General features: G+C 56.0%; 13 protein-coding genes and 1 pseudogene. 11 read left to right on the top strand and 3 right to left on the bottom strand.

Annotated features, from left to right (window positions below; all coding sequences use genetic code 11):
- Positions 1 to 21: 21 nt before the first annotated feature.
- Positions 22 to 1,380, bottom strand: a complete 1,359-nt coding sequence (locus DY252_RS09565) for a YihY family inner membrane protein (protein ID WP_064790215.1) — start codon at positions 1,378 to 1,380, stop codon at positions 22 to 24.
- Positions 1,381 to 1,582: 202 nt separating this feature from the next.
- On the opposite strand from DY252_RS09565, the gene fabI reads away from it, so the two are divergent.
- The 7 genes and pseudogenes from fabI (at position 1,583) to DY252_RS09530 (ending at position 7,542) form a co-directional block, all read left to right on the top strand.
- Positions 1,583 to 2,413 (top strand): enoyl-ACP reductase FabI, encoded by an 831-nt coding sequence (gene fabI / locus DY252_RS09560; protein WP_008891298.1) that lies wholly within the window; start codon positions 1,583 to 1,585, stop codon positions 2,411 to 2,413.
- A gap of 83 nt (positions 2,414 to 2,496) precedes the next feature.
- Positions 2,497 to 3,599: pseudogene (gene aroC / locus DY252_RS09555) on the top strand (chorismate synthase).
- A gap of 60 nt (positions 3,600 to 3,659) precedes the next feature.
- Complete coding sequence (locus DY252_RS09550) at positions 3,660 to 4,910, top strand: prolipoprotein diacylglyceryl transferase (RefSeq protein ID WP_129542708.1); 1,251 nt, start codon at positions 3,660 to 3,662, stop codon at positions 4,908 to 4,910.
- Positions 4,911 to 5,091: 181 nt separating this feature from the next.
- Positions 5,092 to 5,706: a dioxygenase family protein gene (locus tag DY252_RS09545; protein ID WP_064790072.1), complete on the top strand. Its 615-nt coding sequence runs from the start codon at positions 5,092 to 5,094 to the stop codon at positions 5,704 to 5,706.
- Between the two features lie 143 nt (positions 5,707 to 5,849).
- Positions 5,850 to 6,467 (top strand): TetR/AcrR family transcriptional regulator, encoded by a 618-nt coding sequence (locus DY252_RS09540; protein ID WP_064790071.1) that lies wholly within the window; start codon positions 5,850 to 5,852, stop codon positions 6,465 to 6,467.
- 40 nt (positions 6,468 to 6,507) lie between these two features.
- The gene (locus tag DY252_RS09535; RefSeq protein ID WP_064790070.1) at positions 6,508 to 6,984 is read left to right on the top strand and encodes a DUF2269 family protein; all 477 of its coding nucleotides are present in this window, start codon (positions 6,508 to 6,510) and stop codon (positions 6,982 to 6,984) included.
- 129 nt (positions 6,985 to 7,113) lie between these two features.
- Positions 7,114 to 7,542, top strand: a complete 429-nt coding sequence (locus DY252_RS09530; protein WP_008891292.1) for a GlcG/HbpS family heme-binding protein — start codon at positions 7,114 to 7,116, stop codon at positions 7,540 to 7,542.
- A gap of 34 nt (positions 7,543 to 7,576) precedes the next feature.
- Here the strand turns inward: DY252_RS09530 and DY252_RS09525 are convergent, their stop codons facing one another.
- Together DY252_RS09525 and DY252_RS09520 are read right to left on the bottom strand one after the other, a co-directional pair.
- A complete protein-coding gene (locus tag DY252_RS09525) occupies positions 7,577 to 8,317 on the bottom strand; it encodes a TlyA family RNA methyltransferase (protein ID WP_064790069.1) in 741 nt (246 codons plus the stop codon).
- Between the two features lie 62 nt (positions 8,318 to 8,379).
- Positions 8,380 to 9,057: a GntR family transcriptional regulator gene (locus tag DY252_RS09520; protein WP_064790068.1), complete on the bottom strand. Its 678-nt coding sequence runs from the start codon at positions 9,055 to 9,057 to the stop codon at positions 8,380 to 8,382.
- Positions 9,058 to 9,375: 318 nt separating this feature from the next.
- Between DY252_RS09520 and dctP the strand changes: the two genes are divergently transcribed.
- From dctP to DY252_RS09500, 4 genes are all read left to right on the top strand, one after another.
- Entirely contained in the window at positions 9,376 to 10,383 is a 1,008-nt protein-coding gene (gene dctP, locus DY252_RS09515) for a TRAP transporter substrate-binding protein DctP (protein WP_064790067.1), read from the top strand.
- Positions 10,384 to 10,489: 106 nt separating this feature from the next.
- Positions 10,490 to 11,179 carry a TRAP transporter small permease gene (locus DY252_RS09510; protein WP_008891288.1) on the top strand — a complete coding sequence of 230 codons (690 nt, stop codon included), beginning with the start codon at positions 10,490 to 10,492 and terminating at the stop codon, positions 11,177 to 11,179.
- Positions 11,180 to 11,191: 12 nt separating this feature from the next.
- On the top strand, positions 11,192 to 12,508 hold the full coding sequence (locus DY252_RS09505) for a TRAP transporter large permease (protein ID WP_008891287.1): 1,317 nt from the start codon (positions 11,192 to 11,194) through the stop codon (positions 12,506 to 12,508).
- Positions 12,508 to 13,824: a malonyl-CoA decarboxylase gene (locus DY252_RS09500; protein WP_064790066.1), complete on the top strand. Its 1,317-nt coding sequence runs from the start codon at positions 12,508 to 12,510 to the stop codon at positions 13,822 to 13,824. Before DY252_RS09505 ends, DY252_RS09500 begins: the two co-directional genes overlap by 1 nt.
- The last annotated feature ends 3 nt before the right edge of the window (positions 13,825 to 13,827 follow it).

Genomic DNA, 13,827 nt, shown 5'->3' with positions numbered 1-13,827 from the left:
TTTAAAGCTGCGAAACAATGATCAGTTCATGATGTCTGTCATGTCTTTCTGATCAATGTCGTTCCGCCCGTCCTCATCGGAGTCTTTCCTGGTTCGTTCGGGGATCTTGTCTTCGGGGCGCGGGGTATCAAGCAACTCGCCCACTTTCACATCCAGAACCGTTTTGCGTTTTTCTTCCAGTTCGATCAGGCGTTCACGCATGGCAATCGGCCAGCCGCTATCGGTCTGCACGACCAACAACCGGTCGTAATCCAGAAACAGGCCAAGGCGGCTCATCAGATCCATCAACGAAATCCGCGACAGGTCGCCCGAAAGCAGCCAGCGATGATTTTCGGAACGATCAATCAGCTTTTCACGCCGCAATGCTGCCAACGCCCAGTTCAGGTCACGCCCACCCAGTTTGACGTCGCGCATCATTCTGCGATAGGTCGGCGGTTTGGCGGCCTCGTGGAAACGACTTTGCAGATATTCCAGAACGCGCAGCACGGCGATAATGCGCTCCATATGCCCCGGCACGGCCCCCCGCGGATCGGGGATCAGACCAGCCGCCCGTGCAGCCCGCCATTCGGACCGCGCAGCTGCCACCTGTGCGCCCAAAAGGATCACGATCCAGGTCAGATACATCCACAACAGGAAGATCGGCACAATCGCCACCGCACCATAGATGGTCTGATAGGTCGGGAATGTCGTGACATAGAATGCGAAGCCCTTTTTCAGGGTTTCGAACAAAACGGCGGCCACCACGCCACCGGCCACACCATCAATAATCTCGACCGAACGGTTCGGCATGCCGATAAACAGCAATGAAAAGGCCACCGCCGACAGGACAAACGGCGCAAGAAACGTCAGTTGACCGATATGCTCGGCAACCGCTTCGCCGCCCACCAAGTATCGCATGGCAAAGAAATAGGACGCCAGTGACAAACTCAAGCCCAGCAACATCGGCCCAACCGTCAAAAGTGTCCAGAACACCACAAGACGCGCCAGGAGTTTCCGTGGGCTGGTCACGCGAAATACATCGTTCATCGCCCCTTCGATGGCGCTGAGCAACATGACCGCCGTCAGGCCAAGAACGATTGTGCCAATCGCGGTCATCTGTCCGGTGTTTTGCAGGAAATTGCCAAGATAGTCTGTGACCTGCGCGCCGGTTTCTGGCAGGAAATTGCTCAGAACCACCGTCATGATCTGGTCCTTGAACTGGTCAAACACTGGAAAGGCCGACAAAACCGTCAGGGCAATCGCCAGAAACGGCACCATCGCCAAAAGCGTCGTATAGGACAAACCGGCAGCACGTTGTATAGATTTGTCATGGACAAAACGCATACCGGCATAGCGCCAGAATGCGGTTCGATCAGCGAGCAATTTCTGAATTTCGGCCATTAAACGCTTATCCCCACGCATTTTCCGGTTATACTGCACCTGATCAACAAGATAACGTGCCTGCACAGGTTATGACAGGTCAGATTGACCTTGGCCGCGCTTTGTGTAGGATGCGCAAAATGTCTAATGCCTTCTGGGCCGGTCGCGGCTTTTCTTGAATGCCTCTACCTGCCAGAGAGAGATCGTGGGAACGAGAGGAAATATGAGCCTGTCCACCGACAATATTTCGGGCCTTATGGCCGGTAAACGCGGCCTGATTATGGGTGTCGCCAACGATAAATCGATTGCCTGGGGCATTGCACGTGCGGCTGCTGCGGCCGGCGCCGAAGTGGCCTTTACCTTCCAGGGCGAAGCCCTTGAAAAACGTGTGCGCCCGCTCGCAGAGTCCGTTGGCAGCAACATCGTTCTGCCATGTGACGTGACCGATGCGGCCAGCATGGATGCCGTGTTCGAGACGCTTAAGGAAAAATGGGGCAAGCTTGACTTTGTCGTGCATGCCATCGGTTTCTCCGACAAGAACGAACTGCGTGGTCGCTATGTCGATACCTCGCCGGAAAACTTTGCGCTTTCGATGAACATCTCGGTCTATTCCTTTACCGCGATCGCACAGCGCGCGGAAAAGCTGATGACCGATGGTGGTTCGCTTCTGACACTTTCCTATTACGGCGCAGAAAAGGTCATGCCGCACTACAACGTCATGGGCGTTGCCAAGGCGGCCCTTGAAGCCAGCGTCAAATACCTTGCCAATGACCTTGGCCCGGATCGCATTCGCGTTAACGCCATTTCGGCGGGCCCGATGAAGACCCTTGCGGCATCGGGGATTGGCGATTTCCGCTATATCCTGAAATGGAACGAATACAACTCGCCGATGCGCCGTAACGTTACGCTTGATGATGTTGGCGGATCGGGTCTGTATTTCCTCTCGGATCTTTCGACCGGTGTTACGGGCGAAACCCATCATGTCGATTGCGGTTACCACACCGTTGGCATGAAACAGGCAGACGCACCTGACATCACTGTCCAGAAATCCTGATCTGGGCCTGATACGATTTTGCGGGCTGCCCTGATGGGCGGCCCGTTTTGTCTCTTAAATATTTGAATTCTGGATAATCGGTTATGGCTGGCAACAGTTTTGGAACACTTTTCCGCTTCACCACCTTTGGCGAAAGCCACGGCCCGGCCATTGGCTGTGTTGTTGATGGTGTGCCGCCCCTGCTTGAGCTGACCGAGTCCGATATTCAGAATTATCTCGAAAAACGCAAACCCGGTCAGTCGCGCTTTACCACACAGCGCCGCGAACCTGATCAGGTCAAAATCCTTTCAGGCGTGTTCGAAGGCAAAACCACCGGCACCCCGATTGGTCTTCTGATCGAAAACGTCGATCAGCGTTCCAAGGATTATGGCGAGATTAAAAACCAGTTCCGCCCGGGTCATGCCGATTACACCTATTGGGAAAAATACGGCACGCGCGACTATCGCGGCGGCGGGCGGTCTTCTGCCCGTGAAACCGCCATGCGGGTTGCCGCAGGTGCCATCGCGCGCAAGATTTTGGGTGACGATATCAAAATCCGTGCGGCCCTGGTCAAGATGGGCACCAAGGAAATCAATCGCGATAACTGGGACTGGGACGAGGTTGATAACAACCCGTTCTTCTGCCCGGATGCGCAAGCCGTGCCGGTGTTCGAGGAATATCTTGATGGCCTGCGCAAGGATGGATCATCTGTTGGTGCGGTGATCGAAGTCGTCTGTTCCGGCGTTCCGGTTGGTCTGGGTGACCCGGTTTATGACAAGCTTGATGCTGATCTCGCCAAGGCGATGATGACGATCAATGCCGTCAAGGGGGTCGAGATCGGCAATGGCTTTGAAGCCGCCGAACTGACCGGTATCGAAAATGCCGATGAAATGCGTCTGGGCAAAGATGGCAAACCGGTCTTTGGTTCCAACCATGCCGGGGGATTCTGGGCGGGATTTCATCAGGTCAGGACATTGTCGTGCGCTTTGCCGTCAAACCGACCAGCTCGATCCTCACCCCTCGCAAAAGCCTTGATATCTATGGCAAGGAAGTCGATGTCGTCACCAAGGGTCGCCATGATCCGTGTGTTGGCATCCGCGGCGTTCCGGTGGGCGAAGCCATGGCCGCCATCACGCTTGCCGACCACCTTTTGCGCCACCGCGCACAGTGCGAAGGCTGGAACACCAACAAGCATTTTCCAAGCTAGTTTTCGGGCTAGTTTTCCGACGCAATCGGAACGCGCGAATATCGCATCACAACTGGTTTCATGCCGCGTCTAAGTGGCATGAACCCGATATTGCTCAAAACCCTGATCCAACTTGCTGCATCCAACAAAAAACCGGCTCCCAGCGGAACGGTTGGCAGTGACGCGCAGCTGAAAAATCGCATCGTCCTGTTTGCGGACGAAGCCGTCGCCCTGCCCGACTGGGGGATTTCAGGGCTGCCGTCCATGATCCTCGGCGCGGCACCGCAAACCTGCCTGTTTGTCAGCGACCTCACTGTCGATGATGACGGCGAGGATAAGGACGATACCGGCAGTTCCGATAGCAGTAACGATGACGCGTCCGATGCAACAGCCAGCGGGTCGGTATCTTTCTCTCTGACCATCAAGGCTCCGCCTGCCGCCGACAGCAGCCTTAAGTCGCGCACCATTGTCTGGAAGCTGACCTTGCCCGTTGCGGGCTTTCGCGATGTACAAACCGGCGCCAGCACCCCGCCCGTGCACGCCCCTGTGATCAAAACCCGCATCAAGCTGGGCGGCGTTATCCGTGATGTCGAAATCGGCCTTCTGGAAATGGGCCCACTGGATCAACCGCTTCTGATCGGCAAGGACACGCTCTCGAATAAATTCCTGATCCGCCCGGACCGGCCCGAAGATCAGAAGACACCATCCGCCCCCACGGTTGACCTGACACCAGTGCCAGCCGAAGCCGCAAAACCGGACGACAGCAAGACTGGGGCAAGCACGGATAAAGACACGACGGCGTCCTCATCGGGTGCGGGCACGGAAACCTCGACTGCTGCCACAGATACCAAGGCATCAGACGACACCAAACCGGATACTGACAATAAGGCACCCGACGCTGCCGCCAAGCCAGACACCACCCCGGCGTCTGAAACACCAAATGCGGCACAGGCAAATGAACACCCCAAGCCCGAGGCAGATGCAGAGGCAAGCGACACCGCCAAACCCGCCCCGGATCCGCAGCAATCCTCAGACGGCACACAATCGTCCGATGCGTCCCCAACCACTGCGTCGCAGGACACCCAGGCAGCGGCAACCGACGATGACGGGAAAACGGCCGATGCTGATCCGCCCCAAAACAGCATGTCATCAGAAGACAGCGATAAAACTGAAAACGCGACGGAAGCCGATCCAAACGACAGTTCGAGCAAGCCCGAGGAAGACACCGCTACATCAACGACATCGGCAACACCAATCGCACCAGAACCAGCGGCAACCAACCCAGACACCCCGAAAACTCAACCGGCTGAGCAGGAAAACAACTCCGCCTGATGCAGACCCGAACCCTGAAGCGCCAGACTTCCCTCGCGCCATCCCGTCACGGGTGGCGCATTTTTTTTGTCGATCAAAGTAATTTTCGACCCACCTCACCTTGTAGTTTCGCGCCGCGACCACATCTGTACCTCATAACAAAAAACACGGTCCCAAACGCGGTTGGGAAAAGGCAAAACCAATGACCATCGATCTGGACTTGGCCGGTCTGTCGCGCAGATCTGCGCTTAAGGGCTGGTTTGCTGCAGGCTCGGCACTTATCGGCAATTCCATTCTTTCACCGGTTTCCTACGCCAGTGACAGAACCCTTCCGGCGACCCCGGCCTGCGGGGAGGATATCGGCCCGACACGCGCCATGACCGAAGGCCCGTTCTATAGCGAAAACCCGCCCGAAAAGCGCAACTTCCGAACCGATACCGGCGGCACGCCGGTGACCTTGCTGGGCTATGTGCTGAACGCGGCCTGCACGCCGATTGCCAATGCGATTGTCGATCTGTGGCATGCGGACTCAGATGGCCGTTATGACAATCAGGGCTTTAACATGCGCGGCTATCAGCGCACTGACGGCCAGGGGCGGTATTATTTCGATACCATCCGCCCGGCCGAATATGCCGGACGCACCCCGCACTACCACGTCAAGATCACCCCGCCCAACGGCCGAACCCTGACCACACAGCTCTATTTCCCGGATGAACCGCTGAACGAGCTTGATCACCTGTTTGACAGCGCACTTCTGATGAATATGCATCCGGCAAGTGACGGCGAAATCGGCCGGTTTGATTTCGTTCTGGCCTGATTGGCCAGCACCCTCACATCACGATAACCCGCAGCCTTCCACGATCAGATCCGTATGAAAAAACGTGATTTTTGGTCTTGCGCCTTTGTGTATCCCGCTTTAATGTTAACGAAGTTAACATAAGAAAAACGAGATACGCGCAAATGGGAAAGTATCACCACGGTGATGTCCGGAATGTCCTCCTGCAACAAGCTGAAAACATCCTGACGGACGAAGGCCCGGCTGGCTTGTCGCTACGCCGTCTGGCGCGGCTGACCGGTGTGTCCGAAGCCGCCCCCTATCGCCATTTTGACGGTAAGGATGGCATTTTGGCGGCAGTCGCGATTGCCGCCTTTGAAAGGTTCGCCGAACAACTTGAAAACGCTGCGGAAAGTCACCCCAATCACGAAGAACGCATTATGGCACTAGGGGCTGCCTATGTGCAGTTCGCGGTCGAAAACCCGCAGCATTTCCGTCTGATCTTTGGCCGCGAACGACCGCCACTCGATCAATATCCCGAATTGCGCGATGCCGCCGATAACGCCTTTGACGTTTTGCAACGCGCCGTCACATCGGTTGATCGCAAGGCCGAAATGACCCTGGCCGAAGCCGCCAGTGCCTATAACCGTGCCCTTGCCGCTTGGAGCCGCGCCCACGGCATCGCCATGCTGGTGATTGATGGCATGATCGTACCGCCCGCTGATCAGGATCTTTCAAGCTTTGTTCTGGGCCTTCTGGCCGAAGATCTGACCATGCCGGTCAACTCCACCAAAGCCCCTTAACCCATAACGGGCATCTGCCTGTTACCAACCGGAAAATCAGATGGAATACGCAACCGTCAAACTCATACACGTCATTGGCGCCATCCTGTTTTTGGGCAATATCATCGTATCCGCCGTCTGGAAAATTCAGGCCGACCGGACCAACAATCCGGTCGTTATCGCCTTTGCCTGTCGACTGATCAACGTCACCGACCTTGCCTTTACGGCACTCGGTTCGGCCCTGATCGTGATTGGTGGCATCGGGCTTTTTCATGCGACCGGCATCGCGCTCTCGGATGCGCCCTATCTGATCTATGGCATTGGTCTGTTTGGCATGGCGGCGATGCTGTGGTTGGTGGGTTTGCTCCCGCTTCAGATCTATATGTCAAAGATCGCGGCAAAGACCGTCGCAAACAGCGAAACCGAAATGCCCGCAAGCTACGAGAAATGCCGCAGACTGTGGAACATGGTCGGGCGGATTGCCATCCTGTTTCCACTGGGCGCCCTTTACCTGATGATCATGCGTCCCGACTTCTAAGTGGTGGGCGCAACATGCTGCGCCTTCCACCATACGGAAAGCCGTTTTATCTGATTGATCGGCTTTTGGCGCAGGCCCTAAGATGCCGCCAGTTAATTGCATCAAAGAAAACGTCCCGGGAGAAGTCCAATGCTGACCATCAAACGCCTGTCCATTGAGGATGCCTATATCCTGATCGAAGGCGCACGCAACCGCGCCAATGAAATCGGGGTGCCGATGTGCATCGCGATTACCGACGAATCCGGTGTGCTGATCGCGTTTGAACGCATGGATGGCGGCAAGGTCACCAGCACCACCATCGCCCAGGATAAATCCTTTACCGCATCGGGCGCGCGCAAGGGCACGCACGAATATGCCGCGGCCGCCCAGCCGGGCAAACCGGCCTATGGCATCGATTCTGAAATTGGCGGTCGCCTGTCGATTGTCGCTGGCGGCCTGCCAGTTTTCGTTGATGGCGAATGCGTTGGCGGCATCGGGGTCAGTTCCGGCACCCCGCCGCAGGATCAGGATTGCGCACAGGCCGGTATTGATTTCTTCATGAAAAAAATCGGCAAGTAATCTGAAAATCGCGGGTGGAAATCAGGCCTGTTGATCAGGCCGTTTTCCGCCCGCAAATCAGGAATTCAACATTGCCTTCGGGACCGGTGATCGGGCTTTTGGTAACGCCAAGCACCTCCCAGCCCGGAAGGTTTGCCAGCCAGTCGGAAATCGTATCGCAGACTTCCTGATGCAATTCGGGTTCGCGCACGACACCCTTTTTGCCAACCCGTTCCTTGCCGACTTCAAATTGCGGCTTGATCAGCGCAATCAGATACCCGCCCGCCTTGACCCGTTCCATACTGGCCGGGAGCACGGTGCGAAGCCCGATAAAGCTGGCATCACAAACAACGATATCAATGTCATCCGGGATCTGTTCTTCGGTCAGGTGGCGCGCATTGGTCTTTTCCATCACCACAACGCGGTCATCATTGCGCAGCTTCCAATCAAGCTGCCCCTGCCCGACATCGACGGCATAAACCTTGGCCGCCCCGTTCTGAAGCAGAACATCGGTAAAGCCCCCCGTCGACGCACCAACATCAACAGCGACAAACCCGGTGACATCGATCTCGAACTCGGCCAACCCTTTTTCAAGCTTGAGCCCGCCGCGTGACACCCACGGATGGGGCTGCCCGCGCAGCGTAATGGAAATGTCTTCCTTGCACGGCATGCCCGGCTTATCAAGCCGTTGCTCGCCGCTAAAGACATTGCCTGCCATGATGAAGGCCTGCGCCTTGGACCGGCTTTCTACCAATCCACGTTCCACAAGCAACTGATCCAAACGTTTCTTTGCCATGAGCGCGTTTTAACGCACCCGCCCAAAAAGGTCACGCATTTGGTAAGGGAAACAAGGAGGTTTTAGCTTGCCAGCGGCTCAAGATAGCCGCGCGGTACAATTGCGAGAAGATCATTAAGCGATTCGCCCTGCACCGCCACATGCTGCTGCATCAGCTTGCCGGCTGTTTCCGCCTCGCCATTCGAAATCGCATTAAGAATATCGGCATGTTCGTTGTTTGACGTCTTCACACGTCCCGGACGGTGCAGTTGCAAACGACGATAAGGGGCAAGACGGTTGCGTACATTCTTGGTCTGACGCTCAAGGAAGCTGTTGCGACATCCGGCATAGATCGCCTCGTGGAAACGCACATTGGCCTCGTAATAGGCATCGGCATCCGCGTGATCCTTAAGCGCACTGCATTCCTCAGACAGCGCGATCAGGTTTTCAATATCAACACGCGGCATGCGCCGTGCCGCCAGACGGGCACACATGGCTTCAAGCTCGGCCATGACTTCGAACATTTCGATCAGTTCGGCAACCGTGATCGAGGCAACGATGGTGCCCCGACGCGGCATGGTCGCCACCAGCCCTGATCCGGCAAGGGTCTGCAAGGCCTCCCGCACAGGGGTCCTCGAAACGCCAAAACGCTCACTCAATGAACGTTCATCAAGCTTGTCGCCGGGCTTGAGCACGCCGGTAACGATATCGCGTTCAAGTTTCTGCACCAGATCGGTGGCAAGCTTTCCGTTTTGCGACATGTGGGACCTCGTTTTTCGTCACTTACTGGTATACCAGAACACATATTCTGGTACCAATCAAAGCCTTTTCGATGCTGCTTTGCGATGATTTCCTGCTGCATCGCAAAAGTTCAGGCCCGGTTTTCCTAAATCCCCCGGCAAATACTAGGGCGCGGATTTGTGGCACTGCAAAATGACGTTCTGGTATACAAAATTGCGTGGACAGCATGCCAGAAATCTGTAACGCTTTCTTCCAATGCGAAAACCGCATCAATAATAAGACGCGCAAAAAGCCGTTAAAATGCATTCAAAACGCATGCTTCATCCGGGAGGATAAAGATGAAGATTTTCAAGAAGACTCTTACGGCGTCTGTTGCCGCCATCTCCATGTCTGTTGCTGCCTTTGGCATGTCCGCATCTGCTGGTGCCGAGACGCTCAAACTGTCTCACCAGTGGTCGACCAGCGACATCCGTCACAAGGTTGCACAGATCGTCGCCGATGAAGTCAAAGCCGCAAACGTTGATCTGGAAATCCAGATCTTCCCGTCCGGCTCCCTGTTCAAGGCAAAAGAACAGTGGACCCCGATGACACGCGGGCAGCTCGACATGATCGTTTATCCGCTGGCCTATGCCGGTGGTCGCGTTCCGGCAACCAACCTGACCCTGATGCCGGCACTGGTTAAAAACCATGACCACGCCAACCGCATCAACGAATCCCCGTTCATGGATAAAATCGAAGAACTCCTGAACGAAGATGGTGTTGTCACCGTTGCCAAGGGTTGGCTGGCCGGTGGCTTTGCCTCGACCAAGGGCTGCATCCGCAAGCCGGAAGACGTAAAAGGCCTTCAGATTCGTGCCGCCGGCAAATCGTTCGAGCAGATGCTTGAAGGTGCCGGTGCATCCATCGCCGCCATGCCGAGCTCGGAAATCTATCCGGCCATGCAGACCGGCGTTCTTGATGCCACCAACACCAGCTCCTCAAGCTTCGTTTCCTATCGTATCTACGAGCAGGTCAGCTGCTACACCCCGGCCGCAGGCAACGCACTGTGGTTCATGTATCAGCCGGTCCTGATGTCGAAGAAAAGCTACGACAACCTCAATGATGCGCAGAAAGAAGCCCTGGCTGCTGCTGCGAAAAAGGCTGAGGAATACTACACCACCGAAGGCCGCAAGCAGGACTCTGACAGCATCGCTGTCTTCAAGGAAAACGGCGTTGAAATCGCCGAACTGACCGACGAAGACTTCGCTGCATGGCAGGCTCTGGCCAAGGAAACCTCCTACAAGAAGTTCGTTGAAGAGACCCCGAACGGTCAGGAACTTCTTGATATGGCACTTGCAGTCGAGTGATCGGTTCTTGACGTGAAGTGATGGTGGTGCCGGTTCGTCCGGCACCACCCCATTCCTCAAAATACAAAAATATAGACCAATACGGTTCCGTCAGAGGAGAACGCGCGTGTCGAACGCCATGTCCCCGCACCCACTTCCGATTGATCTGCCAGACGATTTCACGCAGACACCAAGTGCGTCGCATTCCGTTAAATCAGATATGCCTCCCCCGCCTGATGTCGAGCCGATCGACCATCAAAACGCCATGGCCGCAAACCGGTCCCAGGCGCCAAAGGGCCCGCTTGATGGCGTCATTTCTGCCATCCATTTCTTATCGCGCATTTGCGGGATCGCATCGGCCAGCATGTTTGCGATTGCGATGCTGATCATCTGCCAGCTGGTCTTCATGCGCTATGTGCTCAATGAATCCACTGTCTGGCAGACCGAGGCCGTCATCTTCCTGATGATCGGCGCAACACTGGTCGGCTTGCCCTATGTTCAATTGCTGCGCGGCCACGTCAATGTTGACCTGTTCCCGATGTACCTCAAACGCGGCGCACGCATGACCCTTGCCATCCTGACCCTGTCATGTGGCATGGCGATCAGTGCCCTGTTTGGCTTCTATGGTCTGGAACTGGTGATCGAGGCCTATGAAGGCGGCTGGTTGTCTGAAACCATCTGGGCCGTCGCACTCTGGAAACCCTACACCGCGCTGCCGATCGGCTTTGGCTTGCTGTTCCTGCAATTCTTTGCCGATTTCCTGTCGCTCATCACCCGCAGATCGACACCGTTCGATATTCGCGACGACATTTCCTAAGGAGGCCGCATCATGGATCCCTTGCTTCTTGCGGCCGTTGTCGGCATCGCAACCACCCTTGTTCTTTTCTCCGGCATTCCGGTCGGCATTGGCCTGCTTTTGGTCAGTGTTGGCTTCATCATCACCTTTGATGGCACCGGATCACTGCCGCTGTTGCCGGAAATCCTGTTCGGCAAACTCGAAAGTTTCGAAGTTCTCGCCATCCCGATGTTCATCCTGATGGGGGCGGTTGTTGCTTCCTCACGGGCCGGTGGTGACTTGTATTCTGTTCTTGATCGCTGGCTGACCCGTATTCCGGGCGGGCTTGTGATTTCAAACCTTGGTGCCTGCGCGATCTTTTCCGCCCTGTCGGGTTCATCGCCTGCCACCTGTGCCGCAATCGGCAAGATGGGCATCCCGGCGATGCGCGAACGCGGCTTCCCCGATACGGTCGCAGCCGGCTCGATTGCCGCTGGCGGTACACTGGGCATCCTGATCCCGCCAAGTGTCACCATGATTGTTTACGGCATCTCGACCGAAACCTCGATCGGGCGCCTGTTCCTTGCCGGTCTTCTGCCGGGTCTTCTGGTCACCGCCCTGTTCATGGCCTGGTCGCTCTATTCGACCTGGCGTCAGGGTAACGCCCAGGCCGCCCTTGGTGTTGTCAAATACACCTGGAAGGAAAAGTTTGAAATCCTTCCGCGTGTTCTGCCCTTCCTTGTCATCATCGGTGCGGTTCTGTTCGCCCTTTATGGCGGTGTTGCCACCCCTTCGGAAACGGCTGGCGTTGGTGCACTGTTCTGCCTGATCACCGCGATGATCGTGTATCGCATGTGGAAACCGGGTCAGCTTTGGAATGTCATGCGTGACACCACCAAGGAATCCGTGATGATCCTTTTGATCATCGGGGCTGCCGGCCTGTTTAGCTACATGCTGTCATCGCTGTTCATCACCCAGTCGATTGCACAGTGGATTTCCGCCCTTGAGGTTAACCGTTGGGTTCTGATGGGCTTCATCAACGTGTTCCTGCTGATCAGTGGCTTCTTCCTGCCGCCGGTCGCAGTCATCCTGATGAGCGCACCGATCCTGCTGCCGGTGATCATCAATGCCGGTTTCGATCCTTACTGGTTTGCCGTGATCCTGACGATCAACATGGAAATCGGCCTGATCACCCCGCCGGTTGGTTTGAACCTGTATGTCATCAATGGCATTGCACCCGATATCCGTCTGCAGAGCATTCTTAAGGGCGCCTTCCCTTACGTGATGTGCATGATCGCAGCGATCATCATTCTGTGCTTCTTCCCGCAGATCGCCACCTGGCTTCCGGAAACCATCATCGGAGGACGCTAATGTCAGGCATGTCTGTCAAAAGCTGGCTTTCAAGCATTGCCGACCGTGGTCGTGAACTGCTTGATCTGCCACTCTCGACCCCGCAGGACCCGCTCAAGCAGCTTGGCGCCATGTGCAAGGACCTTGTTTCGCAAAAGGGCGAGGCACGTGGCACCGCGGCTGCACGCGAAGTGGTGCGGCTTTGGGAAAACCTGCCCGAAGAAGACCATCTGGCCTTCTTCCGGATGATGCAAAATGACTTTAGTGCTGATCGCGCCAAGGTCACCAAGGCCTCCGAGGCCTTTGCCAAGGATCCGTCCGAGGCAAACCTCGCCGTCCTGACCCAAACGTCCGAGCCGATCCGTCAGGAACTGCTGCGCAAGATCAACATGGCACCGGGTGGTACGCGGGCCATTGTCGATATGCGCGAAACCCTGATCGCACTTCTCAAGAACAACCGCGATCTTGAACCGCTCAATGCCGATATGCAGCACCTGCTGACCAGCTGGTTCAACCGTGGCTTCCTTGAACTGCGTCACATTGATTGGGATACCTCAGCGGCCATCCTTGAAAAGCTGATCCGCTATGAGGCGGTCCATGAAATTCAGGGCTGGGAAGATCTGCGTCGCCGTCTGGCGACCGACCGGAAATGCTTTGCCTTCTTCCATCCGGCCATCCCCGACGATCCGCTGATCTTTGTTGAAGTCGCCCTCGTGCACGGCTTGGCCGATAGCGTTCAGGCGCTTCTGGCCCCGGAAATCGATGAAAAGGCCCCGGAAACCGCCAACACGGCGATCTTCTATTCGATCAGCAACTGTCAGGCAGGCCTTAAGGGCATTTCGTTTGGCAACTTCCTGATCAAACAGGTGGTCGAGGAACTCAAACGCGAATTCCCGCAGCTCAAACAATTCGCCACCCTGTCGCCCATTCCGGGCTTCATGGGTTGGCTGCGCACCCGCCAGAAAAGCAAGGCCGACGATGCCGAGCTGGCCGGTCAGGTGCTTGACGGGCTTAGCGAAGATGACTGGATCAACGATCCGATCAAGGTCGCCAAGCTGCAAAAACCGACTTTGGCGCTGTGTGCCACCTATCTTGCCACCTGCAAACGCGGCAAGTCCCCGCTTGATCCCACTGCCCGCTTCCATCTGGGCAATGGTGCACAGCTTGAACGCCTGAACTGGCTTGGCGATACCTCCGAAAAGGGTCTGCGTCAGGCGGGCGGCATGATGGTGAACTACGCCTATCACCTCAATGATATCGAGAAAAACCACGAAGCACTGATGAACGACGGAAAGATCGCCACATCGAAATCCGTCGCACAGCTTGCCGGAATTTAAACA

This window comes from Thalassospira indica (assembly GCF_003403095.1).
Lineage (GTDB): Bacteria > Pseudomonadota > Alphaproteobacteria > Rhodospirillales > Thalassospiraceae > Thalassospira > Thalassospira indica.
The sequence above is the reverse complement of the archived record's forward strand: the minus strand, read 5'-3'. Positions and strand labels throughout refer to the sequence as shown.

Bases quoted from the DNA above. Each gene is read 5' to 3' on its own strand.
- DY252_RS09565 (WP_064790215.1), bottom strand. From the start codon at position 1,380: ATGGCCGAAATTCAGAAATTGCTCGCTGATCGAACCGCATTCTGGCGC.
- fabI (WP_008891298.1), top strand. From the start codon at position 1,583: ATGAGCCTGTCCACCGACAATATTTCGGGCCTTATGGCCGGTAAACGC.
- DY252_RS09550 (WP_129542708.1), top strand. From the start codon at position 3,660: ATGCCGCGTCTAAGTGGCATGAACCCGATATTGCTCAAAACCCTGATC.
- DY252_RS09545 (WP_064790072.1), top strand. From the start codon at position 5,092: ATGACCATCGATCTGGACTTGGCCGGTCTGTCGCGCAGATCTGCGCTT.
- DY252_RS09540 (WP_064790071.1), top strand. From the start codon at position 5,850: ATGGGAAAGTATCACCACGGTGATGTCCGGAATGTCCTCCTGCAACAA.
- DY252_RS09535 (WP_064790070.1), top strand. From the start codon at position 6,508: ATGGAATACGCAACCGTCAAACTCATACACGTCATTGGCGCCATCCTG.
- DY252_RS09530 (WP_008891292.1), top strand. From the start codon at position 7,114: ATGCTGACCATCAAACGCCTGTCCATTGAGGATGCCTATATCCTGATC.
- DY252_RS09525 (WP_064790069.1), bottom strand. From the start codon at position 8,317: ATGGCAAAGAAACGTTTGGATCAGTTGCTTGTGGAACGTGGATTGGTA.
- DY252_RS09520 (WP_064790068.1), bottom strand. From the start codon at position 9,057: ATGTCGCAAAACGGAAAGCTTGCCACCGATCTGGTGCAGAAACTTGAA.
- dctP (WP_064790067.1), top strand. From the start codon at position 9,376: ATGAAGATTTTCAAGAAGACTCTTACGGCGTCTGTTGCCGCCATCTCC.
- DY252_RS09505 (WP_008891287.1), top strand. From the start codon at position 11,192: ATGGATCCCTTGCTTCTTGCGGCCGTTGTCGGCATCGCAACCACCCTT.
- DY252_RS09500 (WP_064790066.1), top strand. From the start codon at position 12,508: ATGTCAGGCATGTCTGTCAAAAGCTGGCTTTCAAGCATTGCCGACCGT.